The organism is Ferrimonas kyonanensis DSM 18153, assembly GCF_000425405.1.
In the GTDB taxonomy this organism is placed as follows: domain Bacteria; phylum Pseudomonadota; class Gammaproteobacteria; order Enterobacterales; family Shewanellaceae; genus Ferrimonas; species Ferrimonas kyonanensis.
The window spans coordinates 15801-40094 of the sequence record NZ_AUDJ01000016.1 but is presented as its reverse complement, the minus strand read 5'-3'; the positions used below and the strand labels follow the sequence as shown (position 1 = coordinate 40094).

Below are 24294 nucleotides of genomic sequence, written 5' to 3'. Positions count from 1 at the left end.
GAGCAAAGAATAAACGCCTCGCAATCTCATCAAATTGTTTCAAAGCCTACCGCGACAATAGCGTCACTTGGACCGACGCCAACCGCGGCGGCCCTTAAGAATGCGTCGGGAGTGACGAGTTGTTGCTGAAGTAGAGCCTTAAACGCCGTTCAAGTTCCGACGAGGCCAACGATGACGAGGGTGATCCAGGTCAGCGCCGAAATGGTTTCGGCAGCCTCTGAGGATCAAAACGCTGCAAAATCAGGCTCAATAACGGCGTTTGTTCGCTGGTTGCCTGGCGGCACTCCGCCTCGATGGCGGCCACCAGTTGCGGCGACAACGCCTCGATGGCCTGGTGCAGATCGCTGCCGGATTCGGCGTAATGGTAGGCCGCCTGCAACAGGGTCGCCCCCTCCACCAGATCGGCATCGGGCACCTCGTTGTCGAAGATGGCCAGACTCAACTCAAACATCGCCCTGGGCAGGCCGGCATAACGAATCGCCTCACGGTACAGGTGGCTGGCACGGGCCGGGTCCTGAGGCAGCTGGTCGCCGTCCAACAGCACTCGAGCCAGGTCGGCCATGGCATCGGGATAGCGCTGCTCGGCGGCTTGCTGCAACCACTGCATCGCCTGCTCGGTCTCCGCTTCTTCCTTATCCATCAACATCAAGGCCAGATGATACTGCGCCACCGGGTAGCCGGTACGGGCCGCCTGGGCGGTATAGAGTTCGGCCTTTTCGGTATCGGCCACACCGTCGACGCCCTGATGGTACAACACCCCAAGGTTGGCCATGGCTTCGGCCTGATCCTGCTCCGCCGCCAGCAACAGGTAGCGCTCTGCCAACACCAGGTTTTGCTCAAAGGCGGTGCTACTGGAGAGATAGAAATACCCCAGCAACGCCTGGGCCTGTGCCAAACCGGCATCGGCCGCTTGCTTCACCAGTTCCTCACCGGCTTCCCGATCCTGACGATCGCCATGGCCGTGGATCAGCGCTACGCCATGTTCAAACCGAGCGCCATCATGGTGATCACAGGCCTGGGCAAACCAGTAACTGGCCTGCTTCAGCAACGACGCCGAGGCATCCAGATTGATATCGGCACTGTCGTTGGCGATGGCAAAGGACAACTCCCGCTCCCGCTGCATCAGCCCCTTGGCCTTCAGAGAGATCCCCACCAGGTATTGGGCCTGATGATCCCCCTCCATGACGGCGCGATAACACAGCTCCCGCCCCGCCACCTGATCCAGCGCTTCAAACTGCCACTCCGGCGGCTGTTGGCCCTTAATGGTGGCAAAGCAGCCGTCCATCAGGTTGGCGGCGATCTCCACCGCCTTCTGTGCCAGGGTCACCAACTGCTCCTGAGACAGGCGGTACTTTTCGGGGTGGGCGCCCTTGTTACCCTCAGAGCGCAGCTTGTGAATCTGCCGGGCCAGGCGCACATCGATGGCCTTGGCCCGATTCAACACCTCGATGCGATCGTAGAGATTTTTACTTTTAAACTTGATGTCGACGGCACCGGCCAGCAAGTCGACCAATTTATGGGCCACGCTGCGCAAGTGGATCAAGGCAAAGGTGGGCACATCCAGGCAGTAACTGCGTGCCAGACGGTAATCATCGACCAAACCGGCATCCAGCCGCCTTGCCAGTTCCAAATCGTTTATTGCCACCCTTACCTCTGCTCGTCAGACACCGATATGCCACCCTCGGCAATTCGGGAAGCCAGTTTAGCATGGGCGCGGCGATCCAAGGGATAACGCCACGCCAACAAGACCATCGGCAACAACAACAGACAAGGCCAACCGGCAAATCCCAGCTTCAGCCCTTTAATCGCTTCGGCACTGAGTGCCTGCTCGGCGTTAAAACCAAACCAGGCGGGAATAAACATACCGATGGCACCACCGACGCCTTGGTTGATTTTGAGAATTAATGCCTGAAAAGCAAACAGAATTCCGGCTCTTGCCTTGCCGTTATAAACAATGTCCACGTCCACCAGATCGCCAAGCATCGACGGCAGCACCAGCGCCGACAATCCCACCAAAGACCCGAAGGCGGTCATGGCCATTATCATGGCCGTCAGCGCCTGCGGTCCGGGCTCAATGCGAATGATCAGCAACAGCACCCCGATCATCCCCAGTGCCGACACCGCCCACAGCTTGTGTTTGTCCATTCGACGTAACACCAGCAGCCACAGCGGCATGCTCAGGGCCATGGCCAGAGTCATGGGCAACGCAATTTTGGGAATGGCATCCCCCAATTCCAGATACTGACTGGCGTAAAGAACAAACAGCCCGGACACCGCACCGGTGGCCAGTCCAAACAGAATCTGGGTCAGCAGCAGGTGCTTCAGGTAAGGCAAGGTCACCAGCATGGCCGGCAGATCCCACAACCGGACGCGGCGGCAATGAGGCTGCGGTGGTATCGTCAGTCGCCAGTTCATCAGCAACACCAGCAGCGGCAGCGACACCGCCACAAACCCGGCCAGCATCCGCATCACTTCCGGATCAAAACTCCGACCACGTCCCAGCAACAGCGGGAAAGCCATAAACAGCACCCCGCCGGCAAAGCCCAATATTTGGCGCCACAACGAGATACGATTGCGCTGTTGATAATCGTGGCTGAGTTCTGCCGAGATGGCGCTGTGGGGGATCTCCACCAGCGTCCAGCCAAGGGCCAGCAACAGATACCAGCTCATCAGGTAGCCGATGCCACTGTCAGCAGCAGGGGTAAACAGCTGCCACACCGCCAACGCCGACAGCAGCGCCCCGACCATCATCAGCGGCTTGCGACTGCCAAATCGGTCCGCCACCAAGCCAATCAGCGGATCGGTGATGCCATCAAAAAACCGGGTCACCAAGGTCACCGTGGCCATGGCACCCAGGGTGACGGCACTGAACTCGATATAGAAATTCGGCAAAATGGCCGCCGTCGGCGACATGATCATCGATAAAGGCAGGTTCACTAACCCGAAGAGGATCAGCACCCGAGTAGGGACAGACTGGGGCATAGAGGCGGCGACGTTAAATGCAAGTGCCGCCATTGCACCACAGTCTGGGAGAAATGTCTGTGATCGCCGCGTATCAGGCGCCTTCGGCAGTGGCCGTCATGACGCTGTCGCCTTCCGACTGAGCCAGCAAAGCCAACTCCTTGTCGACCATATACAGGCCCTGGCCGCTGTCACCCACCAGCTGCAACTTATCCAGAACCGACTTGAACAGCTTCTCCTCTTCATGCTGTTCGGCCACATACCACTGCAGGAAGTTGAAGGTGGAGTAGTCCTGATTACTGAAGGCGGTATGGGCCAACTCATTGATCTTGCGCGTCACCAGTTGCTCATGCTCGTAAGTTTTGGCGAACAGCTGACTCAGGGTCTCAAACGCATGGTCCGGGGCCTCGATCTGGCCGATCATCGGCATGCCACCCGCCTCGCTGACGTAGGTAAACAGGCGACGCATGTGCTGCATCTCTTCGTCGGCATGGGCACGCATAAACTCCGCCGCCCCCTCAAATCCCTTGTCTTCACACCAGGCGCTCATCTGCAGATACAGGTTGGAGGAGAAAAACTCCAGGTTAATCTGCTCATTAAGCTTGTCGATCATCGCACTAGACAGCATGGTAGCCACACTCCGGTTGGTCATAGGTTACTGGCCCTCATTGTTGAGGGTTACGACCCAAATATCAACCTGGTTCAGTGGTTTCACGCTTCAGCGCCGCCGCTGGCAGCGATGCCTCGAGTCCCGTGGCCAATTCGACCCGGTTGCGACCGCCCTGTTTGGCTTTGTACAGCGCATCGTCGGCGTCTTTCATCAGTGCCTCTATGGTCATCTTGGCTCCCTGAGTGCAACTGACGCCAGCCGAGAGCGTAACCTGCCCCAACGACTGGCCGGCGTGGTTGTACTCCATGGCCGCTACCGCCGCGATGATCTTCCTCGCCAACTCCTGGGCCCCCATCACTTCGGTATCCGGGCATATCACCACCAGTTCTTCACCGCCATAGCGGCACACCAGATCCGACTTTCGCACCTGGTTGCCGATCTCTTCCGCCACCAATTTGATGACAAAATCGCCGGCATCGTGGCCAAAAGTGTCGTTAAAACGCTTAAAGTGATCGATATCCAGCATCAATATCGACAATGGCGCATGCTGGCGGGCACTCAACGCCAACTGATTTTCCAAAAACTCGATCATATGGCGACGATTGAACAGGCCGGTAAGCGGATCCCGAATCGCCTGCTGACGCAGATTGTCACGCAGACGGATATTGGCCAGCGCCAATCCCACCTGCTCTGCCAACGACTCGGCCATGGGTCGACTGTCCAGCATCAATGCCTCGTCCAGAAACGACAGTTGTAACACCCCCAGGGCTTCTCCTTGGGCCAACAAAGGAATGCACAGTTGGCAACTGCGGTCGTCACGGTAATGTTCACAGTGAATCTCCAGCCCCTCCTCCCGACTGAGATGGGCGTGCCCCTTGAGCAACGCCCAGCACTCATCGGCACTGAATCGATCCCGCCCTCCCCAGGGCCCTCCCCAACTGGCCACCAACTCCAGTTTGCCTTTGGGCACCTTCAGTAGGGCGATGGCCCCGGACGTGCCCGGCAACAACTGGCTGGCGATGGGCTCCAGCACATGGCAGGCGCCGCTGACGGAGGTACAGGCGGACATCAGGCTCCCCAGGCGCTGCAGCATGGTCAGCTCCCGGGTTCTCGCCACCACGGTCACCTCCAGAGTCTCGGTTTCGGCGGCGGTCTGACGCCGCATCCAGCGACCAAAGACGATGCTGGTCAGCGCAATGGCCACCAGGCAGCCGGCCCATACCAACAGCACCCAGAAGCGCAACATCAGCACCAGGTTATCCAGACGGGCAGAAGGCTCAGACACCAGTACTACCGACCCCGCCGAATCTCCGGAGTCGACGCGGGCGGTCACATAATGCAGCCGTTGCTGACGCTGCGGGTCAAACCGATAGCGCCCCCCTCCCTCCAGTTCGGCTCCCTGAGCGAGGCGTTGACGCTCTTCAAGGCTGAAACGGCCACCGAGGTCCTCCGCCTGCCCTTGGGAGTCGGCCAGGATGTTTCCTTGGGAATCCAGCACCAGCATTCGGCTGCCGGAGCGGTCTATCACCTGAGCCAGCAAACCGTCCAGCGACTCTTCCGGTCGCTGCTGATGATGCCGAACCATGCTGACCCCCAGCTGCGCCAGATGGTGCAGGCGCGCTTCGGAATGGCGATGCAACCGATGCTCATACAACAGCGAGACCATCAGCAGGGCGACCGACATCATGGCGATCATGGCGGCCATAGGAAAATAAAGGAATACGCGCGAGTTGAACATCCATCATCCCTGAGTCAGCGAGCGACCATCCTGGTCAAGTTATTGGTAAGTATAGAAACTCTTAGATATTTCGCGTGCTAACAACCGACTCATTCCGGTGTTTTAAAACCAAGCTGCCCAAGAGAAATAAAAAAGCCAACAAAAACAGCATCAAAGACACTATGCCATCGACGCAGCGCTGCTCAGGGCCGAAGGAAGCCCAACAACCCTGGCTGACTGCGGCGGTAAGCGGCCAGAGCCCCGGCAATGGCCGTCGGCATCGGTTCTGTTGCCGTCTCCGGGCATTGAAAACCCAGATTGAGATAGAAAGACTTGAGGTGCAGCAGGGCGAAGCACCACACGGGCGTTTCACTCTCCATGAGCAGACGACGCAGCAGTTCGGTGGCCACCCCCTGACGACGTTCGGCCTCTTCCACCAGCACGCCCCGCAGCACCCAGTGCGACTCCAGCGGTACCCGGCGCGCCACGGCCACCATCCGCCCCTGCCGACGGGCCACCCACACTCGATCATGGCGCCGGCAGCGGTCTTTCCCTCCCTGACTGCGATAAAACCGATCCGCCAACGGCAGTGCTTCCACCTCGAGCGGCTGGTAAATCAAATCAGGACAGGACATGTAAATCTCCGCTGGAAACTTCACAAAGGCACAAAAACGACTATAAATGCTAGACAGGCAGGCTTCACCGTGGAGGTCAGTATGTCATCCCCTATGCAGGAGCGGCGCCAGCAGGATCGACGCCAGAACGGCGATCGCCGGGCGGAACCCCGGGATGCGGACGCCAGTACCGATCGACGCCGCGCACTGGGGCGACGCCAGTACGATAAGCTACCCACCAGTCCTCGCTAGCCCTGGGTCATGGCCGCCTTGACGTACACATCGAAGCGGTTTTTCTTGGTCTCTATGGCCATGGTGGCAGCCACACCATTCAGTGGCTCGGCGTAATCCGGCCGCTTGACCACCACCCGCTTTGCGGCCAGCGACAACGCTGGCGTCAACAGGTCGTCGGCATCCTCATCGCTGCCCACCAACTGCTGGAACACCCGCATCTCCTTTTTCACCAGCGCTGACTTGGCCCGGTGCGGGTACATCGGGTCCAGGTACACCACATCCACATCCTCCTCGATGTCCGCCAAGGCGTCGATGCTGTTGCCCGGAGCCAGGGACAAGCGTTCGCTGACCCAGGCCCCAATTTCCGCATCGGCCCGAGCCCGGCGCAGGCCATCTTCCAACAGCGCCGCCACCACAGGGTGACGTTCTACCATGATCACCCGGCAGCCGAGGCTGGCCAGCACAAAACTGTCCCGCCCCAGGCCAGCGGTACCGTCCACCACGACGGGGGTCACGCCACTTTTCAGACCCACGGCCTTGGCAATGGCCTGACCTCGGCCGCCGCCGAACTTGCGCCGGTGAGCACTGGCGCCCTGTACCAAATCCACACAAATGGCGCCCATCTTGGGCTGCGCCCTCAGTCGCAGACACAGCGCACCCGACTCATAGCCAAGGGAGAAAGGGGAATCAGGATCCGACTGCAATTGCCAGCGGTTTGCCACCTCCTGCAGCAAGGAATCAGGAGCGGAGTCAAAATCAAGGAAAATCGGAAACATGGGCCACCCGGCGACTAAGCTAGGGGCGGAGTATACCAAGGCCGGGGAAGCCAAGGCCAATGGCGGTGATACAATTGGGCCCCGGGGAGCGTCTCCCCGGGGCCCAAGCTGCAACCCTATGTGGTCACAACCGTATTAGGCGGCGTCGAGTCCGAACACCGGCTGCTCGATCAGTTCGCGACCCAACTCAAGCGCACCCTGACACTTCTGCAACCATTCGCTGCCTTCCAGGGCTGGACCGTTGGCACAGCGCACGATGTCGGCCAGGACGTTATAGAATTCACCGTCATTGGTCATTACCCCGCAAGGAACCAGAGTCTGGCGGGAAGTCTGCAGTTGTGCGCCCAGCACCGCGGCGCGGCCACGGGCAATCAGGCGGGCACGCTGTTCATCGCTGATCCGGAAGCCTTCGCCATCGGCCTCAACCAGGGCGGCGTCCAGTTGCTGATCGAACTCTTCAGAGGCATCTCTGAGTGCGGCCACACGCTTATCGGCGGCGCGGCGCCACAAGTCGCTGTAGCACACCAGCAACTCCAGCTGAGCCAGGATGTCATCATGGGCCAGACGTTGCTGCTCCAGCACCAACAGGCTGACAAAGCGCTCCAGACCAGACAGCTCAATGGCGTTCACCTTCTTGGCAAACTCGCTGCGACGACCCAGACCTACCTGCACCAAGGCCGCCATCATGTCTTCTTTGCTGATGAAGTGACCGTAGAGGGTACCGACAGAGCATTCGGCGGCACGAGCAACATCGGCCATACGAAAGTCCAGAGCCCCTTTGCTGCTCGCAGTGTTCAGGGCAGCCAACAGAATGCGGGTTTCCCTAACCTTGTATAAATCAGATTTACTCATCGTCCTTTTACTCCTGTTTGCCAGAGCACGGCGCTCTCCCGGCACGATGCGGATATATAACCAGAATTTAGTTACCCCTTCCGAGTTATAGATCACACTTACAGAAGCAATTCCATTAGTAAACAAAGGGTTGCGAAACTTTATCGGTGAAAAATGATGTAGGTCAAAATATCATTCAAGGTGCACCTTCAGCCCTGCCACCAGTGACTCAGAAAAACAAGTGATCAAATTGGCACCATCCGGGCTACAGCGGCGCCGGCAGCGACTTTCTTGAATCGGGGTGGTAAAAATTTGACCAGGATCGAACATCCTTCAACCGCCATGTAAATGTTCTGTTATCCCCGGCCGATATCGGTTAATCAATGGGTCACATTCATTGGAGTATTGCGCGTGATCCGAATCACCCTGTTGCACCTGTCCCTGCTCTCCTTCAGCGCCTGGAGCGTGTGTGGGGATCTGTGCCAGTGGCTGGACGGTTGGTTTGACGACTACCTGACCCCGGTGAACTACAACTACGCCCACGCCTCACTGGCCAGAATTCACGCCACCGACCAATCCGGCTTGCAACTGGCCGCCGGCGCACTGACCCAACTCAGCGAAACCTGGCTGCTGGATCTCAATGCCGACATGAACTGGCAGCAGGAGGGAGGCCAGCCAATGACCGAGGCCAGGATCAATCGATTTCAGGGGCGGCTGGATTACCGCCTGCACCACACCGACAACTGGGATTTTCTGGCGGGCATCGGCACCAGCATCGCCCAATGGCGCCATCAGGAGCAGGAGTCCTTTTCCATCGATCCGGTGGTTGCCGTTCAGGCCCGGGGCAATCTGGCAGAGCGACTGGACCTGGAGCTGCGCTATCAACTGGGCGACCAGTTTGATCACAGCTGGAACGTCGCCAGCATTGGCATGGTGTTCTACCCGGTGTCTCAGGTGGCGTTCAATCTGCGCGGTGAGCGCACCGATGCCTCCGACAACCTGATTCTGGAAACCCGGTTTCTGTTTTGAGCCTACAAACAAACAGGGGCCCGAATGGGCCCCTTAGCGTGAATCGATTGGTATCAGGCGGCGATGCCGCTGTGGCGTAACAACGCATCAATCTGCGGCTCCCGGCCGCGGAAACGGGTAAACAACGCCATCGGTTCTTCACTGCCTCCCCGCTCCAGGATGCAGTTCAGGAAGTCGGCTCCCACTTCGGCACTGAAGATGCCCTCCTCCTCGAAACGACCAAAAGCATCCGCCGACAGCACCTCTGCCCACTTGTAACTGTAGTAACCGGCGGCATAGCCACCGGCAAAGATGTGACTGAAGCCATGCTGGAAGCGATTAAACTCCGGCGCCTTGATCACCGACACCTGCTGACGCACCTCATCCAGGGTTTGCTGAATCCGCTCACCTTGTCGCGGGTCGTACTCCAGGTGCATACGGAAATCGAACAGAGAGAACTCCAGTTGACGCACCATCATCATGGCACTCTGGTAGTTCTTGGCCGCCAACATCTTATCCAGCATCGCCTTGGGCAGCGACTCACCGGATTGGTAATGACCAGAGATAAACGCCAGCGCCTGCTCCTGCCAGCACCAGTTTTCCAGGAACTGGCTCGGCAACTCCACCGCATCCCAGGGCACCCCATTGATGCCGGCGACGCTGCTGGCATCGACCTTGGTCAGCATATGATGAATGCCATGACCAAATTCATGGAACAGGGTCACCACCTCATCGTGAGTAAACAGCGCCGGTTTGTCGCCCACCGGGCCATTGAAGTTGCAAGTCAGGTAGGCCACCGGGCTCTGCAGGCCGCCGCCAGGCAGTTGCCGACGACCGCGGCAATCGTCCATCCAGGCACCACCACGCTTGTGCTGGCGGGCAAACAGATCCAGATAGAAACTGCCGCGCAACTCGCCCTGGGCGTCGTGAATATCGAAAAAGCGCACGTCCGGGTGCCAGCTGTCGACCCCCTCGACCTCAGAAACCCGAACGCCAAATAGCTTTTCTACCGTGGTAAACAGGCCACTCAACACTTGATCCTGCGGGAAGTAGGGGCGCAGCTGCTCATCGGAGATGCTGTACAGGTGCTGCTTCTGTTTCTCGGCAAAGTAACCGATATCCCAGGAGTTCAGCGCTTCGACGCCATGATGCTCACGGGCATAGGCGGTCAGCTGCTTCAGCTCTTGTTGCGCCTGCGGGCGCGAACGCAGCGCCAGTTCATTGAGGAAAGACACCACCTGAGTCGGCGCTTCCGCCATCTTGGTGGCCAATGACATCTCCGCATAACTGTCAAAACCCAGCAGCTGAGCCAGTTCGTGCTTCAGTTGCAGCATCTCGGCCATCAGCGGACTGTTGTCGAACTCGCCAGCATTGGGGCCGGTGTCCGATGCCCGGGTACAGAAGGCGGTGTACACCTCCTGGCGCAGCTGAGCATCGTCGGCGTAGGTCATTACCGCCAGGTAAGAGGGGTACTCCAGCGTCAGCAGGTACCCGGATTGACCGCGCTGCTCTGCCGTCTGCCGGGCAGCGGCAATGGCACTGTCTGGCAACCCGGCCAGCGCCTCAACTTGATCCACCTGCTTTGACCAGGCATTGGTCGCGTCCAGCACATGGTTGGCGTACTGGCTGGACAGTTCGGACAGGCGCATGCGAATGTCACCGAAGCGTTTCTGCTTGTCGTCATCCAGACCGATTCCGGACAGCTCGAAGTCACGCAGGGCATTATCGATCACCTTCTTCTGCGCCAGCGTCAAGGTGGCGTACTCATCACCGGCTTTCAGTGACTTATAGGCCTGATACAAGCCCTTATGCTGACCTACCCAGGTGCCGTACTCGGACAGCGCCGGCAGGCAGGCGTCGTGGGCTGCCCGCAGTTCATCATTGCTAACCACCGAGTTCATGTGGCTCACCGGAGACCAGATCTTACCCAGGTGATCGTCGCTTTCATCCAGTGCCTCAACCAGCGAGGCCCAGGTATAGGGGGCGCCTGCTGCCACCACCTGTTCAACTTTATCCCGGCACGCAGCCAGTGCCTGTTCCACCGCACCCTGAACGTGCTCCGGCTTGATGGCGGAGAATTGTGGCAGGTCGACGGTGTTGAGTAGCGGATTGGTCATGCAAGCTCCTTGTCAAAAATCACCCTGTACAAAGGGTAGTGCGCTCCCTAAGAGATGGGGATCAATTCCCGGAATACAACCAGGGCAAAACTGCTGTTCGTGACCTTGATCCTGATATTGGAGTGATTCTCAAAATAATTCGGGATTTCATTCACAGATGCTCGGGTTTATTACGAATACAATTAATTCTCACTTGTAGTGCAACTTACAAGTTTACAGGCAAACAAACAGGCAAAGTACAATGAAATCAATTCTAACCACCGGCATTCTGCTGGCGCTGGCGAGCACATCGGTGTTGGCCGCAGAGTACGAAGTTGACCTCGGCTACGACTCGAAGTACATCTCCGAGGGTCGTGACAACCTGGATAAAGGCGGCATCTACTGGGCCAACGGCGCCGCCGCCTTTGACAACGGCATCACCCTCTCTGCGGCATACGGCTACGCCGCCGACTCCAGTGTCGATTACGACGAACTCAACGTCGGCATCGAGTACGGTTTCGAGCTGGGCGACTTCAGCTTGTCCGCCAGCTACACCCGTCTGGAGTTCTTTGAAGACGACGAAAGCGACAACGAATGGGGCGCCGGCATCGCCTACGGCGGACTGGAGTGGTTTGAACCCTTTGTCACCTATGTCTACAGCACCGAGGCCGAAGGCAGCTTCGTGGAAGTGGGCATTCAGCGTGATTTCGCTGTTACCGAAACCCTGACCTTTAGCCCTTATGTGATTATGGGTCTGGACTATGGCTATGCCAGCCCGGAGCACGACGGTGCCAACCACACCGCTGTTGGCGCCACCCTGGCTTACCAGCTGAACGACACCTGGGCCATCAGCGCCGTTGTTGAACACCAGAAAGCCGATAAGGATGTGGAACTGGATGTCGGTAACGACGACGGCCACACCTGGGGTGGTATTCACTTCACCGCCGCGTTCTGATTTCAGCGCCTTGCAACGAGGGAGCCAACGGCTCCCTTTTTTCTGTTTACTACGCGCGGCGCCTCCCGGCTAATGCACCACGACTTCGATCGCACCAGTCTCTAAAAAGCGATTTTCTGGTTGCACCACCGCTGTCTGAACTCCAGTTCCTGAAAACAATAAACACGCCTTACTTTCAGTCAACCACGGCTGGACGCCCACTCACGCATCTGCTTTAATGCCGCCACTTGTGGTGTGAATAATGACCAAACGCAACGGGATTTCCAAAGTGATACCCACTCCGACTTCATCGCGCCAGGCGCACTCGAAGTTGACACCGGCCCTGATGCTGGTGGTCTTTGTGTGTCAATTGTTCGCCAGTTGCTGGTCGATGTCGGTGCAATTCCCGGCTGAGCAGCACCCGCTTGGGGTTCAGGTTCATCACAGCCACAGCAACCACACCCATCACGATGACGTCGACCTGCCTCAGCTTGCCGGTGGTGCCGAAGCCTCGGAACATCATCACGACAGCCACTCCCACACCCCCTGTCACCCTCCGGTTGACCTGGCCATGCACAACCTGGCCCTATCTACCGATGCCGTGACGGCGACTCGGCTCAGCTACCTCAGCCGTCGCTACGCGCCGCCGATTCCGCCTCCCAACGCCTAAGCGCCCTGATCCCTCTTTTTTGTATCGGTTCGCACCGATAACCATCTACAGCTTCTAAAAGGAATGCACTTATGAGGCTAACTCCATGGCTGAACGCCCTGGTACTGATCCTGGGCGCCTTGGCGTCATTCTCACTGCTGGCCCACGGTGTCGACGACGACACCCGCCAGTTTCTCACTGTTAATCAAGGGGTTTCCATTCTCCCCTACCTGTACATCGGCGCCAAACACATGCTGACCGGCTACGATCACCTGTTGTTTCTGGTCGGGGTGATTTTCTTTCTGTTCCGCGCCAAGGACGTGTTGCTGTACGTCAGCTTATTCACTCTGGGACACAGCATCACCCTGCTGTACGGCGTGTTGGCAGACATTCACGTTAACGCCTATCTGGTGGATGCCATCATCGCCCTGTCCATCGTCTACAAGGGCTTCGACAACCTTGGCGGCTTTCAACGTCTGCTGGGCTACCAGCCCAACACCAAGGCGGCCGTGATGATTTTCGGTCTGTTCCATGGCTTCGGCCTGGCCACCAAGATTCAGGAGTTCAACCTGCCGGACGACGGCCTGGTGGCCAACATTCTGGCCTTCAACGTCGGCGTCGAGATCGGCCAGTTCCTGGCCCTGACGGTGGTGCTGATCATGATGAGCGCCTGGCGCCGCCACTCCAGCTACCTGAACTTCGCCACCATCACCAACACCCTGCTGATGAGCGGCGGTCTGATGCTGATGGGCTTTCAACTGACCGGCTATTTCAGCAACTAAAACCAATAACAATAAGGATTCCACATGACCCAATTCACACCACCGGTGCACTCCACCGCTACCCTGTTCAAGGCCTGCGTCGCCGCGGCTTTGCTGGCGGCCGTACTGCTGCTGACCTGCATCCTGCCGGCGGAGTACAACATTGATCCCACCGGTGCCGGCAAGGCTCTAGGGCTGACGGCGCTGGCCGAAGCCGCCCAAGCCCCGGCCACGATCCCCCTTGACCAGGCCCCGCCGACCCGCCAACAGCGTAAGGATACGATCACCATTACCATTCCCGCCGGTAAGGGGCTGGAGTACAAACTGCTGATGGACCAATACGCTCAGCTGGAATACGAATGGCACACCGACGGCACGCCACTGTATTTCGATTTTCATGGCGAGCCTGAAGGCGATACCAGCGGTTACTTCGAGAGCTTTGCCATTACCACCTCCAGCAACATGAAGGGATCGCTGACGACCCCGTTCACCGGCTCCCATGGCTGGTACTGGAAAAACCGCTCTGGCAAGCCGGTACAGGTTTCCCTGACCCTCAAGGGCAATTACGTCATCAAAGGCTGATCTTCGCAGAAGCTACAGGCGCCTACGGGCGCCTTTATTGGCGCCGCCATCGGGCAACGCTATACTGGTTTCATCAAATTTTGCGTCTTTTTCTGCCCCGGCCCGTCAAGGAGCTATTCACACCCCGAACAACCCGAGAGAACCGCTTGATGCTGAATCACTGGCAAACCCACAAAGACCGACTGCGCGGCTACATCGGCAAGCGTGTTGACTCCCCTGCCGCCATCGATGACATTTTGCAGGAGGTCTACCTCAAGGCCCACACCCACCTGCATCAGCTTCGCGACAACGCCAGCCTCAATGGCTGGCTGTACCGCATCGCCCACAATGCCATCATGGATCACCACCGCCAGCGCCACAGCCACAACGAACTGCCCGACGACCTGGCGGCCCCTCAGGCCGATGTCGCCGAGCAAGCACACCGTGAACTGGCCCAGTGCCTGGTGCCGCTCATCGATGAACTGCCCCAACGCTACCGGGTGCCGCTGCAACTGGCCGAACTGCAAGAGCTCAGTCAGCAACAGATTGCCGACCACTTGGGGTTGACCCTGTCCGGTGCCAAAAGCCGGGTACAACGAGGGCGACAGCAACTGCGTCAGCGCCTGACCGCCTGCTGCGACATCGAAGTGGGCCGGGGTGGCGTCCTCGATTACCACCCCAAGGATCCCGATTGCCGGGGCTGCTAAAAATAAATCTGCGTCCTTTTGCGGCCGCCCGCGTCTTTGACACCGTAACCCGGGGACAACCCCGGGCGTCACTGACAAGAGAGGCCCCATGCTTAAAGTCATCAGTTTTACCATTTGTCCCTTCGTTCAACGCATTACCGCCCTGCTGGAAGCCAAAAGCCTGCCCTATGAGGTGGAGTACATTCAACTCAACGACAAGCCCCAGTGGTTTCTCGACATCTCCCCAAATGGCCAGGTGCCGCTGCTGCAAATCGACACCGGCGAGGTGCTGTTCGAGTCCGATGCCATCGCCGAATATCTGGAAGACGCCTATCCCCCACTGCAGCCCGGTTTGAGTCCGGTGCAGGTCGCCCACAACCGAGCCTGGAGTTACCTCGGCAGTAAACAATACCTGGTTCAGTGCCCGACCATGGGCAGCAAGGATGGCGACACCCTCAAGCAGCACAGCGTCAAGCTGGCCAGCGCCTTTGCCAAGGTGGAAACGGTGCTGGGAGGCCAACGCTACTTCAACAGTGACAGCCTCAGCATGGTCGATCTGGCCTGGTTACCGGTGCTGCACCGGGCCTGGATCATCAAACAGCACACCGGTTACGACTTTGTCGCCGGTTACCCCAAAACCCAGGCCTGGCAACAGGCATTGATGGACACCGGCTTGGGCCAGCGCAGCGTTGCCGACGATTTCCTTGAGAAATTCAGTGCTTACTACCTGTCAGAACAGACGGTACTGGGCAGGATTCAGCGCCACTGCCAGCCCTGCCAGTGCCAGGCCGACACCCTGGATGAGTGCTGCGGCCAGCAGCAATGCCGCGACATCCTGGCCAGTTGCGAGCCCAAATCCAGCAACTGTGGCGACAGCGGCTGCTGCGGTTAGCCCGGCAAGCGGCGGTAAGGCCGCCGGGCCTTACCGCCGAAACCGATTGCCTCAATCCCTTGTTTTTGGTTGAGGTGAACCCCAGTTAACGGTACAACATAGACCCATCTATGCCGGTAATAACCGGCCTAACCAGTAAAGGATCACTCCCATGGCTCAGCAATTTGACTACATCGTTCTTGGTGCCGGCAGCGGCGGCATCGCATCAGCCAACCGGGCCGCCATGCGCGGAGCCAAGGTGCTGCTGATCGAGGCCAAGCACCTGGGCGGCACCTGCGTGAACGTCGGTTGTGTGCCGAAAAAGGTGATGTGGTTTGGGGCTCAGGTAGCGGAGGCGGTCAACCTGTACGGTGCCGACTACGGCTTCGATCTGACCGTGAACCGATTCGACTGGAGCAAGCTGGTGGCCAGCCGTGAAGCCTACATCGAACGCATTCACGGTGGCTATAACCGAGGCCTGGACGCCAATGGCGTCACCCTGGTGAACGGTTTTGGCAAGTTTGTCGACAGCCGCACCATCGAAGTCAACGGCGAGCACTACACCGCCCCTCACATTCTGATCGCCACCGGTGGCCGCCCCACCATTCCGGCGATTGCCGGTGCCGAGCACGGCATCGATTCCAATGGCTTCTTCGCCCTGACCGAGCAACCCAAGCGGGTGGCGGTGGTCGGCGCCGGCTACATCGCAGTGGAGCTGGCAGGGGTGCTGCATGCCCTGGGCAGCGACACCCATCTACTGGTGCGTAAACACGCCCCATTGCGCAACTTTGATCCCCTGATCACCCAGACCCTGGTGGATCTGATGGCACAAGAAGGGCCAACGCTGCATACCCACTCCATTCCGTCAGAGGTGGTGAAAGAGGCCGATGGCAGCCTGACCCTGAAACTGGAAAATGGCAACAGCCTCAACGTCGACACCCTGATCTGGGCCATCGGCCGTGAACCGGCCACCGACGTCATCAACATCGAAGCCTCTGGCGTCAAGGTGAATGACCGCGGGTTCATTCCGGTGGATGAGTACCAGAACACCAACGTCGACGGCATCTACACCGTCGGCGACATCATGGAGGGGGGCATCGAGCTGACACCGGTGGCGGTAAAGGCGGGTCGACAACTGTCGGAACGGCTGTTTGGCAATCAACCCAACGCCAAGATGGACTACTCGCTGGTACCCACCGTGGTCTTCAGTCATCCGGCCATCGGCACCATTGGCCTGACCGAGCCTCAGGCGGTAGAGCAGTACGGCGAAGACAACGTTCAGGTGTACACCTCCGGCTTTGCCGCCATGTACACCGCGGTCACCGCCCACCGCCAGCAGACACAGATGAAGCTGGTGTGCGCCGGCCCCGAACAGAAAATTGTCGGCCTGCACGGCATCGGCTTCGGCATGGATGAGATCCTGCAGGGCTTTGCGGTGGCCATCAAGATGGGCGCCACCAAAGCGGACTTCGACAACACCGTGGCCCTGCACCCTACCAGCGCCGAAGAGTTTGTGACCATGCGCTAAAACGCCCAAGGAAGACAGTAAAAAGCCGCTCAACAGAGCGGCTTTTTTCATGTCTGAGGCGACGTAACAGACCCGTAAGGCTGGCCTTAAGGAACGGCCTTTTCAAACGCATGACACTCGTTGCAGTACATCACCGGCTGCTGGTGCGCCAGATGGCACTTGGTACAACGCACACTGCCATGGGGGGATTCGTGGAAATCGACGCTGCGCTCCTCGGCCTGGAACAGCGGTACGTCAACCTTGTCACCATGGCACCCCTTGCACGCCTTACTCTTGGCGCGTTTGGTGGGCACCTCGGTCAGGTGGCAATCGACACAATCAATTCCAAAACCGGCGTGTCGTTCGGCCAGATGCTCCGAGGCCATCCCCAGGAAAGAGAACATCAAACCGGCAACGGCCAGCAGAGTCAGAGAAAACGTTTTCATGAATAGACCTTCGAAAAATGAATCAACAAGACCGGCGGCAAAGCCCGCCGGTCCCGACTCCATGCTTACTTACCGAGCTTCTTGGCAATGTGCTGAGAAGCAAACCGGCCGGAGTTAATGGCAAAGGAGCTGGCCATCCCCTCCAGGGTCAGGTTGTAGGAGTCACCGTAGATGCCACCCACTTCACAGCCCACCACATACATGCCCTCAACCGGTTTCAGATCCTTTTCCCGCAGAATCTGCATGTCGGTGTTGGTCGAGGGGCCACCGAGGGTAATCAAGGTGGCGTTGTCGCCTTTCACGGCAAAGTAAGGCGGCTTGCTGATGGAGCGGACGTACTTACGGTCTTTGGGGAACTCCTCGTCCAGACCATTAACCGCGTAACGGTTGTTGTCTTCGACAGTCTTCTTGAGGGCGACCGGATCCACCCCCATCTTCTTGGCCAGGCCTTCGATGGTGTTGGAAACATACACGTACCCCTCCTCCTGGCCGACCTCGAGCCCCTCTTCAAGCAGGTCCAGCTTGTGACCAACGCGAACCCAGTCGGAGTGAGACACATCGATACCCTCATTGATCATGTAATCCTTGAGGGTGTCATCGAAGACGGCGAAGTAAGACCCACCAACCCGCTCTACCGCAGGGTCAGTGTTCATCCACAGCGGTGCCTGCGACTCGTCGATGAAGCGCTTACCGTCATTGGCCACCCACATGTAGGGCTGACGCAGCAACGACGCCAGTTGCGAGTAAACTGTGGTGTGCTCCGGTTGGCTCAGTTGGGTGTTTGGATCTTTACCAGACAACCAGGCACCGATCGCCAGGTGGGTTCCCATCCCCTCCAGACGCGCGCCCACCTTGTCGTACCACGGCAGACTGTCACCATCACGACCGGTCTTAGGACCCACAATCAGGTAGTCGGAGCGAATGCCGTATTTCTTCAGATACTCCGGGTTGTTGATAAAGCCGCCTGCGGCCACAATCACCCCACCCTGAGTATTAAACTGGTAGGTCTCACCCTCTGCATCTTCGGCCATGATGCCGGTGACTTTACCGTCTTCGTAGATGATCTCGGTACCCGGAGTTTCAGTCAGAATGGTGCCGCCGTGCTGTTTGAACGACTTGGCCATCTGATTGACAAACTCGACACCCTTACCGTCCTTAAAAATGTGCCAGGTACGATAGCCATCCTCAAACAAGGTGCGCACATCGTGGAAAGTCACGCCATGGTCTTCCATCCATTTGATGGAATTCGCCGAGTTATTGATCCACTTGCGGATCAAAGGACCATTAATAAAGCCATGGTTGAACTCCATGTGGTTCTTATAGGCCCAATCTTTATCCAGACCGATGTACATCGATTTCTGATGATCGGTCTCGACGGCAAAGGTGCCCTCGATGTACAAGGCAGAGCCGCCAATGGTCGGCATCTTCTCCAGCAACACCGTCTTCAGGCCCGCTTCCTGAGCTTCTACGGCGGCTGCCATGCCACTGGCACCTGAGCCCACGACGACAACATCAACGTCTTTGACAATATCTGCGGCCCAGCCGCCAGCACTGAACAGGGTGGCCGCCACCAGAACTGAGAGTCTCTTCATATTTCTCACAATATAATCCTCATCATCTCGACATAACGATATTCATCACACCGAAGAGTTTTATTTTTGTTATCCTTTTTCAGTCTGCATTTATTAATTGCATGGCGCTAAGCCCTATTAATTAATTCACAGATTAAATAAGAATTCTGCGTCGACGAGCGTATCTCACCAACGATAAACCACTTATTGCACTCTTCATGCCAAAACGTAAAGCATTGTTATTAAAGGGTTTGGTTAACAATGGTGATCTGCGTCGGTTCCAGACAGAAACCAGGGTTTCATTTTGGAACCCTTTATAAGGAATAAAAAGGGCCGCATTTATGCTGAACAGTGAAATTAACCCAAGAGAGTTCCTTGACTTTCTCCCTGATGAGGGGCTGATTAAATTCAAGGACCAGAGAATGGTATTGCTTGATGCCGTTGCTTTAGGGTTATTACGCAAAGAGTTGATCGATCAGTTTGGCACCTTTGTCGCCCGTTGCATCCTGACCCGTTTTGGCTACGCCCATGGCTGGCGCACCGGTCAGATTCTCAGCAGCGAGTTCCCCGAGGTCTATCTCGATCCACAAAGCGGCTCTCACCTGCATATGCTGTTTGGCATCACCAAAACCTTTGCCTTCAAGCCGCGAAGCGGCAGCACCAACACCCTGCTGGAAGTGCATTGGCACAACTCCTACGAAGCGGAGCAGCACCAGTTGAGTATCGGTGAGTCCGACGATCCCGTCTGCTGGACACTAACCGGCTTTGCCAGCGGCTTTGAGTCCTGGAAGCACAACCGCGAGGTCTACTTCATCGAGGACATGTGCATAGGCAAGGGCGACCCGTATTGCCGGGTCATCGGAAAATTCAAAGAGGACTGGGGGGAGGAGTTGGAGCCCCACAAACCCTTTTTTTCCATGGCCTCCTCCGACTCCTTGCTAAAGGAACTCACCAAACGACTGGAGTTAACCCAAAAAGCCCTCAAGGCCAGCCGGCAAGGTAAGGCCTATCAGCAACAGACCGTGGAAGGCTTTATCACCCAGAACCGGGAAATGACCAGGCTGATCCAGCTTGCCGCCCGAGTCGCCAAAGTGGACTCCTCGGTGGTGGTCTCCGGCGAGAGCGGCGTCGGCAAAGAACGCCTCTCCCGCTTTATCCACGAACGCTCCAACCGCTCCTCCCAACCCTTCGTGGCCATCAACTGCGGCGCCCTGACCGAAACCCTGCTGGAGAGCGAACTGTTCGGCCATAAACGGGGGGCGTTCACCGGCGCCGACCGCGACCGGGCCGGGCTGTTTGAGGAGGCGGACAACGGCACCCTGTTTCTGGATGAAATCGGCGAAATCTCCGCCGCCATGCAGTTAAAATTGCTGCGAACCCTGCAGGAGCAGGAGGTGCGCCGGGTCGGAGAAAACCACTGCCGAAAAGTGGACGTACGCATCATCTGCGCCACCAATCGCAACCTGGAGCAAGAGGTGGCACAGGGTCGGTTTCGGGCCGATCTGTATTACCGACTGTGTGTGGTCGAACTCAAGATTCCCAGCCTACGCCAACGCCAGGAGGACATATTGCCGCTGGCCCGATCCATTCTGGAAAGCAAGAATCGTCACATGGGGCGCAATATTCGTGGTTTTTCCAACAAGGTGGCCCGAATACTCGAAGGACACTCCTGGCCCGGTAACATTCGTGAAATGCAAAATGTGGTGGAGTATTGCACCGCCTTGTGCCACGGACGGGAGATCACCATCGAGGATCTGCCGGCGTCGCTGAACGCCCCCACCAACCTTCCTCAGCGAATCGCCGCCCACGCCCTTAGCCTGGAGGAGATGGAGCGGGAGTACATTCTGTCGGTCGTCCGTGCCTGCAAGGGCAACAAGGCCCAGGCGATGAAGATTCTCAGCATCGGCAAAGCCACCCTGTATCGCAAGCTCAAAGAGTATGGCTGGAATGGCGCCAACTGAATCCCTGACTCGACGCTCGACGTCAGCGGCCTCGAACACCGTGGCCGCTAACCGGAGATCCTGTTGCCAGCGACAGGGGAATTAGGCAATCAAGCGGGCGTTTGGGACCAATGACCGCTATGGAAGTGGAACACTCTCCCTCCTCGCTGCGCCTTCTTTCAACAAACAGGCAAATGTGAAAGAGAGACAATCAATTCCAACGCAACGAGTATCTCTATGGCAGCAGGCAGTCCACCAAAGAGATAAGAGACATCACAACCAGGCAGATCGTAAATCCCCGCTCGGGAGAGGGTTCCGAGCCGATGGCAATGACGCCATCGACAGAAAAAAGCTAAACCACACAACCTCAAATAACAATCATTATCAACTGCAACTCTTACCATTAAGGTAGAAAATGGGCGCCGGATCATAAAAAACACAACCAAAACGTCACAGTTGTAACCAGATGTATACAACCACGCAGTCTAACTCGTACCGAAATGGCAATGACGGAATCTCGTTGCCACACACTCGGCCACAACCAGATAACATCCGCAGTTCGCCTTTTCGAAAGCCAATCAACACCAAAGCCCGTTCTACCGGTGGATTCAGCCAGACTGAACAAGATTTATTACAATCGGTTCGATTGTGATTTGTTTCACAGCCCCAAAAAGTTGTTGCCCCAAAGTTACCAAATCCCCTTATTTGGTAATGACAACCATTCTCACTTCCAATACCATCTCCGCAACAAACCTCTTCCAGTACCGGATATAGAAAGGACTGCCGTTGTGAAAAAGACCCAAATAGCCAGCCTGATCATTGCGATGCTGGCCCCCATCGGGGCCCATGCCCAGGATGAATCAGCGAAACAAACTCAGACCGAAGGTGTAGAACGCATCGAAGTCATGGGCGTTCGCCAACGTCTTGAGCAGGCGGGTACTCTGGCCAATACCATCCAGAAGACCGAAGTGATCGGTTCCGACCTGATCGAAAGCAAAAACGCGGTTAACCTGACCGAAGCGATCGACAACTCCCCTGGCGTCAAAGTCTCAGCCGAATGCTCCATGTGCGGCGTCAAGCGCATCATGATGAATGGCATGAAAGGTGAACATACCACCATCCTGGTGGACGGCCTGCCGGTTCACACTATGATCTCCGGTTTCTACGCCGTCGATGCCATTCCGACGTCGGGTGTCTCCCGCATCGAAGTGGCCCGCGGCGCCGGCGCCTCCCTAATCGCCCCTGAGGCCATCGGCGGCACCATCAACGTCATCACCGCCGAACCAATTGAAAACGGTGCCGAGCTGGATCTGTCCGTGGGCGAAGAGGGCTACCAGAAGTTCAGCTTCGTCGGTTATGGCGTCAGCGAAGATGGCATGACTCGCGCCACCTTGATTGCTCAGTATGACGATCGCGATCAGGTCGACGAAGACAACAACAAGGTTAACGAAGCGCCGTCCCAGGAGAACCGCAGCATCAGCGCTCGCATCTCCCACGACATCGGTGACCACGACAACATCGTGTTGCGGGTATCCAACATCTACTCCGACATCTTCGGCGGCCCGATGCTGGGCGAGACCTACGCCGATGGTCGTTTTGACAGCAAAGGGGCTATTATTGCCGCCTTTGATGACGCTCCCTCCGAAACCGGCCAGCTGTTTAACAACGGCGACGTGCGTGAAGACTTCATCGGCAAAGCCTGGGAAACCACCGAGTGGATCGAGACCAAGCGCAACGAAGCGTCACTGAGCTGGCTGCACGACATGAACGACGACCTGAACATGACGCTGTCGGCCAGCTACGCCGACCATGAGCAGGACTCCTTCTACGAAGGCTTCGACTACTACGCCGAAGACACCATGTACTTCTTCGATGCCCGTTTCAACTACGTGCTTAACGATGATCATCTGCTGACTTTCGGTGCCGATTTGCGTACCGAAGAGATGCGCTCTCACTCCCGCTCCGGCAGCGCCAATAAAAAGTACACCTCTGACTCCTTCGATTACGACGTAATGGGCGTGTACCTGCAGGATACCTGGCAGGCCAGCGACGACTTGGAAGTGAACATTGCCCTGCGTTACGACCAGGTCGAAGCGGATTTCATCGATCCTAAGAAGCCTGGCACTGAAATTGACGAGTCTATCCTGTCGCCTCGCGTGGACATGCGCCTGCGCCACAACGATCAGTGGACCTCTCGCCTGTCTGCCGGCCGCGGCTACCGCGCGCCGCTGTCCTTCTTCGAAACCGACCACGGTATTCTGGATGGCACCCTAGGCTTCGTCATTGACGTCGACTCCCTGGAGCGCTCCAACTCCGCCAACTACGCCCTGAGCTTTGAAGGTGAGCACTTCACCGCCACCGGCTCCATCGCCTGGACCGAAGTAGAGAACCTGGCGGCCCTGGACGAGACCGACGAGGGTGTGCCTAAGCTGACTCAGCTGGACGAAGACGCCACCGTCATCACCACCGACATCGCCATGGGTTACCAGATCACCCACGACCTGACGGTGAACCTGACCGCCGAACACTTCAATTACGACGATACCTTCAAGTCCTCCTACGCCATTGCCCCCATCGAAGAACGGGTTACCGTGAGCATGGATTGGGACATCGCCAGCTGGGAGCTGTACGCCGACGTCGTTTGGGTTGGCAGCCGTGACTTGAGCGAATATGGCTACGAAGGTTACAACCAGGTAGACGGCAACGGCTTTGTCGTTGACAGCTCCAAGAAGAGCACTGACGCACCCGACTACTTCACCATGAACCTGCGTGCCAGCTACGAGATCAACGAAACCTTCTCCGCCTACGTGGGCGTCGCCAACCTGTTTGACTACACCCAGGCCGGTGATGAAGACACGCCACTGTTCTACGATGCCGGTGAACCCGACGCTCAGGGCCGACGCGAAGGCGGCTATGACGTGGGCTACATCTACGGTCCGCTGCGCGGCCGTGAAGCCTACATTGGCCTGAAAGCCACCTTCTGATGCTGACCCTCTGGCGTCTCTGGTTGGTGGCCGTGCTGGGGTTACTCCCGGCACTGGCCACCGCCAGCAGTGAAGCTCCACAACTGCTGGAGTTTGAACACCGGAATCTGCGCTCCGGCGAGGTAACCGATCTCACTCACCTGGCTGGCCAGCCAGTGGTGATGATGTTCTTCGAACCAGACTGCAGCTGGTGCATCAAACAAGCCCGAATTCTGGACAAACTGCAACAGCAACAACACAACAGCTTCATCCCGGTGATGCTGGGGGTTCACGGCAACCGATTGGCATTGAAGCGGGCGCTGTTTGATCTCGGCGTCTCGTTACCAGCCTATCAGGCATCAAGGGCCCTGGAGCGGGAGATGGGTGGCATTCCCGCCACCCCGATTCTGCTGGTTGCCGACAAGCAGGGTCATTATCTTCGTTATTTCAGGGGATTAACCACGCCTGAGCAACTGATTCCTTTATTAAGCAGTACAGCAAAACCCGAGTTGGCGGGGTTACAGCAGTAACCGACCTGCCGACGCCGGTTATTGGCCA

General features: G+C 57.6%; 22 protein-coding genes. 12 read left to right on the top strand and 10 right to left on the bottom strand.

Features of this window, described 5'->3' with window-relative positions; all coding sequences use genetic code 11:
• Nucleotides 1-190: 190 nt before the first annotated feature.
• The 5 genes from H598_RS23735 to H598_RS23730 all read right to left on the bottom strand — a co-directional run bounded on the left by H598_RS23735 (nucleotide 191) and on the right by H598_RS23730 (nucleotide 5923).
• Nucleotides 191-1645 (bottom strand): DUF4145 domain-containing protein, encoded by a 1455-nt coding sequence (locus H598_RS23735; RefSeq protein WP_084144383.1) that lies wholly within the window; start codon nucleotides 1643-1645, stop codon nucleotides 191-193.
• A gap of 2 nt (nucleotides 1646-1647) precedes the next feature.
• On the bottom strand, nucleotides 1648-3015 hold the full coding sequence (locus tag H598_RS0108020) for an MFS transporter (protein WP_084144382.1): 1368 nt from the start codon (nucleotides 3013-3015) through the stop codon (nucleotides 1648-1650).
• Between the two features lie 40 nt (nucleotides 3016-3055).
• Nucleotides 3056-3589 carry a non-heme ferritin gene (gene ftnA, locus H598_RS0108015; protein ID WP_028112554.1) on the bottom strand — a complete coding sequence of 178 codons (534 nt, stop codon included), beginning with the start codon at nucleotides 3587-3589 and terminating at the stop codon, nucleotides 3056-3058.
• 64 nt (nucleotides 3590-3653) lie between these two features.
• On the bottom strand, nucleotides 3654-5309 hold the full coding sequence (locus H598_RS0108010; protein ID WP_084144381.1) for a GGDEF domain-containing protein: 1656 nt from the start codon (nucleotides 5307-5309) through the stop codon (nucleotides 3654-3656).
• A gap of 182 nt (nucleotides 5310-5491) precedes the next feature.
• On the bottom strand, nucleotides 5492-5923 hold the full coding sequence (locus tag H598_RS23730; protein ID WP_035415686.1) for a GNAT family N-acetyltransferase: 432 nt from the start codon (nucleotides 5921-5923) through the stop codon (nucleotides 5492-5494).
• Nucleotides 5924-6004: 81 nt separating this feature from the next.
• On the opposite strand from H598_RS23730, the gene H598_RS26460 reads away from it, so the two are divergent.
• Nucleotides 6005-6154, top strand: a complete 150-nt coding sequence (locus H598_RS26460; RefSeq protein ID WP_156896977.1) for a hypothetical protein — start codon at nucleotides 6005-6007, stop codon at nucleotides 6152-6154.
• Here H598_RS26460 and H598_RS0107995 read toward each other — a convergent pair.
• Both H598_RS0107995 and H598_RS0107990 read right to left on the bottom strand, forming a co-directional pair.
• Complete coding sequence (locus tag H598_RS0107995; RefSeq protein ID WP_028112552.1) at nucleotides 6151-6912, bottom strand: class I SAM-dependent methyltransferase; 762 nt, start codon at nucleotides 6910-6912, stop codon at nucleotides 6151-6153. The genes H598_RS26460 and H598_RS0107995 overlap by 4 nt on opposite strands.
• Before the next feature lie 135 nt (nucleotides 6913-7047).
• A complete protein-coding gene (locus H598_RS0107990) occupies nucleotides 7048-7764 on the bottom strand; it encodes a TetR/AcrR family transcriptional regulator (RefSeq protein ID WP_028112551.1) in 717 nt (238 codons plus the stop codon).
• 390 nt (nucleotides 7765-8154) lie between these two features.
• On the opposite strand from H598_RS0107990, the gene H598_RS0107980 reads away from it, so the two are divergent.
• On the top strand, nucleotides 8155-8772 hold the full coding sequence (locus tag H598_RS0107980) for a hypothetical protein (RefSeq protein ID WP_028112550.1): 618 nt from the start codon (nucleotides 8155-8157) through the stop codon (nucleotides 8770-8772).
• Between the two features lie 53 nt (nucleotides 8773-8825).
• Here the strand turns inward: H598_RS0107980 and prlC are convergent, their stop codons facing one another.
• Nucleotides 8826-10868: an oligopeptidase A gene (gene prlC, locus H598_RS0107975; RefSeq protein WP_028112549.1), complete on the bottom strand. Its 2043-nt coding sequence runs from the start codon at nucleotides 10866-10868 to the stop codon at nucleotides 8826-8828.
• A gap of 241 nt (nucleotides 10869-11109) precedes the next feature.
• Between prlC and H598_RS23725 the strand changes: the two genes are divergently transcribed.
• From H598_RS23725 to gorA, 7 genes are all read left to right on the top strand, one after another.
• Nucleotides 11110-11802, top strand: coding sequence for a porin family protein (locus tag H598_RS23725; protein ID WP_051252583.1), 693 nt, complete (start codon nucleotides 11110-11112; stop codon nucleotides 11800-11802).
• A 241-nt stretch (nucleotides 11803-12043) separates the two neighbouring features.
• Entirely contained in the window at nucleotides 12044-12451 is a 408-nt protein-coding gene (locus tag H598_RS0107965) for a hypothetical protein (protein ID WP_156896976.1), read from the top strand.
• A 71-nt stretch (nucleotides 12452-12522) separates the two neighbouring features.
• Nucleotides 12523-13212: a HupE/UreJ family protein gene (locus tag H598_RS0107960; protein WP_028112547.1), complete on the top strand. Its 690-nt coding sequence runs from the start codon at nucleotides 12523-12525 to the stop codon at nucleotides 13210-13212.
• A 24-nt stretch (nucleotides 13213-13236) separates the two neighbouring features.
• Nucleotides 13237-13773: a hypothetical protein gene (locus tag H598_RS0107955; protein WP_028112546.1), complete on the top strand. Its 537-nt coding sequence runs from the start codon at nucleotides 13237-13239 to the stop codon at nucleotides 13771-13773.
• 149 nt (nucleotides 13774-13922) lie between these two features.
• Complete coding sequence (sigZ, locus tag H598_RS0107950) at nucleotides 13923-14459, top strand: RNA polymerase sigma factor SigZ (RefSeq protein ID WP_028112545.1); 537 nt, start codon at nucleotides 13923-13925, stop codon at nucleotides 14457-14459.
• Nucleotides 14460-14547: 88 nt separating this feature from the next.
• A complete protein-coding gene (locus H598_RS23720; RefSeq protein WP_051252582.1) occupies nucleotides 14548-15330 on the top strand; it encodes a glutathione S-transferase family protein in 783 nt (260 codons plus the stop codon).
• Between the two features lie 151 nt (nucleotides 15331-15481).
• Nucleotides 15482-16837 (top strand): glutathione-disulfide reductase, encoded by a 1356-nt coding sequence (gene gorA, locus H598_RS0107940; protein WP_028112544.1) that lies wholly within the window; start codon nucleotides 15482-15484, stop codon nucleotides 16835-16837.
• Nucleotides 16838-16923: 86 nt separating this feature from the next.
• Here the strand turns inward: gorA and H598_RS25505 are convergent, their stop codons facing one another.
• Together H598_RS25505 and H598_RS0107930 are read right to left on the bottom strand one after the other, a co-directional pair.
• Entirely contained in the window at nucleotides 16924-17262 is a 339-nt protein-coding gene (locus H598_RS25505) for a cytochrome c3 family protein (RefSeq protein ID WP_169629241.1), read from the bottom strand.
• 65 nt (nucleotides 17263-17327) lie between these two features.
• Entirely contained in the window at nucleotides 17328-18854 is a 1527-nt protein-coding gene (locus H598_RS0107930; RefSeq protein WP_028112543.1) for an FAD-dependent oxidoreductase, read from the bottom strand.
• A gap of 320 nt (nucleotides 18855-19174) precedes the next feature.
• On the opposite strand from H598_RS0107930, the gene H598_RS0107925 reads away from it, so the two are divergent.
• The 3 genes from H598_RS0107925 to H598_RS23710 all read left to right on the top strand — a co-directional run bounded on the left by H598_RS0107925 (nucleotide 19175) and on the right by H598_RS23710 (nucleotide 24266).
• Entirely contained in the window at nucleotides 19175-20794 is a 1620-nt protein-coding gene (locus H598_RS0107925) for a sigma-54-dependent Fis family transcriptional regulator (RefSeq protein WP_028112542.1), read from the top strand.
• Between the two features lie 767 nt (nucleotides 20795-21561).
• Nucleotides 21562-23757, top strand: coding sequence for a TonB-dependent receptor plug domain-containing protein (locus H598_RS0107920; protein ID WP_028112541.1), 2196 nt, complete (start codon nucleotides 21562-21564; stop codon nucleotides 23755-23757).
• On the top strand, nucleotides 23757-24266 hold the full coding sequence (locus H598_RS23710; protein WP_051252580.1) for a TlpA family protein disulfide reductase: 510 nt from the start codon (nucleotides 23757-23759) through the stop codon (nucleotides 24264-24266). Before H598_RS0107920 ends, H598_RS23710 begins: the two co-directional genes overlap by 1 nt.
• Nucleotides 24267-24294 lie beyond the last annotated feature (28 nt).

Coding starts and splice junctions, on each gene's coding strand:
- sigZ (WP_028112545.1), top strand. CDS start 13,923: ATGCTGAATCACTGGCAAACCCACAAAGACCGACTGCGCGGCTACATC.
- H598_RS0107960 (WP_028112547.1), top strand. CDS start 12,523: ATGAGGCTAACTCCATGGCTGAACGCCCTGGTACTGATCCTGGGCGCC.
- H598_RS0108010 (WP_084144381.1), bottom strand. CDS start 5,309: ATGTTCAACTCGCGCGTATTCCTTTATTTTCCTATGGCCGCCATGATC.
- H598_RS0107990 (WP_028112551.1), bottom strand. CDS start 7,764: ATGAGTAAATCTGATTTATACAAGGTTAGGGAAACCCGCATTCTGTTG.
- H598_RS0107955 (WP_028112546.1), top strand. CDS start 13,237: ATGACCCAATTCACACCACCGGTGCACTCCACCGCTACCCTGTTCAAG.
- gorA (WP_028112544.1), top strand. CDS start 15,482: ATGGCTCAGCAATTTGACTACATCGTTCTTGGTGCCGGCAGCGGCGGC.
- H598_RS0107930 (WP_028112543.1), bottom strand. CDS start 18,854: ATGAAGAGACTCTCAGTTCTGGTGGCGGCCACCCTGTTCAGTGCTGGC.
- H598_RS23720 (WP_051252582.1), top strand. CDS start 14,548: ATGCTTAAAGTCATCAGTTTTACCATTTGTCCCTTCGTTCAACGCATT.
- H598_RS0107995 (WP_028112552.1), bottom strand. CDS start 6,912: ATGTTTCCGATTTTCCTTGATTTTGACTCCGCTCCTGATTCCTTGCTG.
- H598_RS26460 (WP_156896977.1), top strand. CDS start 6,005: ATGTCATCCCCTATGCAGGAGCGGCGCCAGCAGGATCGACGCCAGAAC.
- H598_RS0107925 (WP_028112542.1), top strand. CDS start 19,175: ATGCTGAACAGTGAAATTAACCCAAGAGAGTTCCTTGACTTTCTCCCT.
- H598_RS0107965 (WP_156896976.1), top strand. CDS start 12,044: ATGACCAAACGCAACGGGATTTCCAAAGTGATACCCACTCCGACTTCA.
- H598_RS23730 (WP_035415686.1), bottom strand. CDS start 5,923: ATGTCCTGTCCTGATTTGATTTACCAGCCGCTCGAGGTGGAAGCACTG.
- H598_RS25505 (WP_169629241.1), bottom strand. CDS start 17,262: ATGAAAACGTTTTCTCTGACTCTGCTGGCCGTTGCCGGTTTGATGTTC.
- H598_RS23710 (WP_051252580.1), top strand. CDS start 23,757: ATGCTGACCCTCTGGCGTCTCTGGTTGGTGGCCGTGCTGGGGTTACTC.
- H598_RS23725 (WP_051252583.1), top strand. CDS start 11,110: ATGAAATCAATTCTAACCACCGGCATTCTGCTGGCGCTGGCGAGCACA.
- prlC (WP_028112549.1), bottom strand. CDS start 10,868: ATGACCAATCCGCTACTCAACACCGTCGACCTGCCACAATTCTCCGCC.
- ftnA (WP_028112554.1), bottom strand. CDS start 3,589: ATGCTGTCTAGTGCGATGATCGACAAGCTTAATGAGCAGATTAACCTG.
- H598_RS0108020 (WP_084144382.1), bottom strand. CDS start 3,015: ATGGCGGCACTTGCATTTAACGTCGCCGCCTCTATGCCCCAGTCTGTC.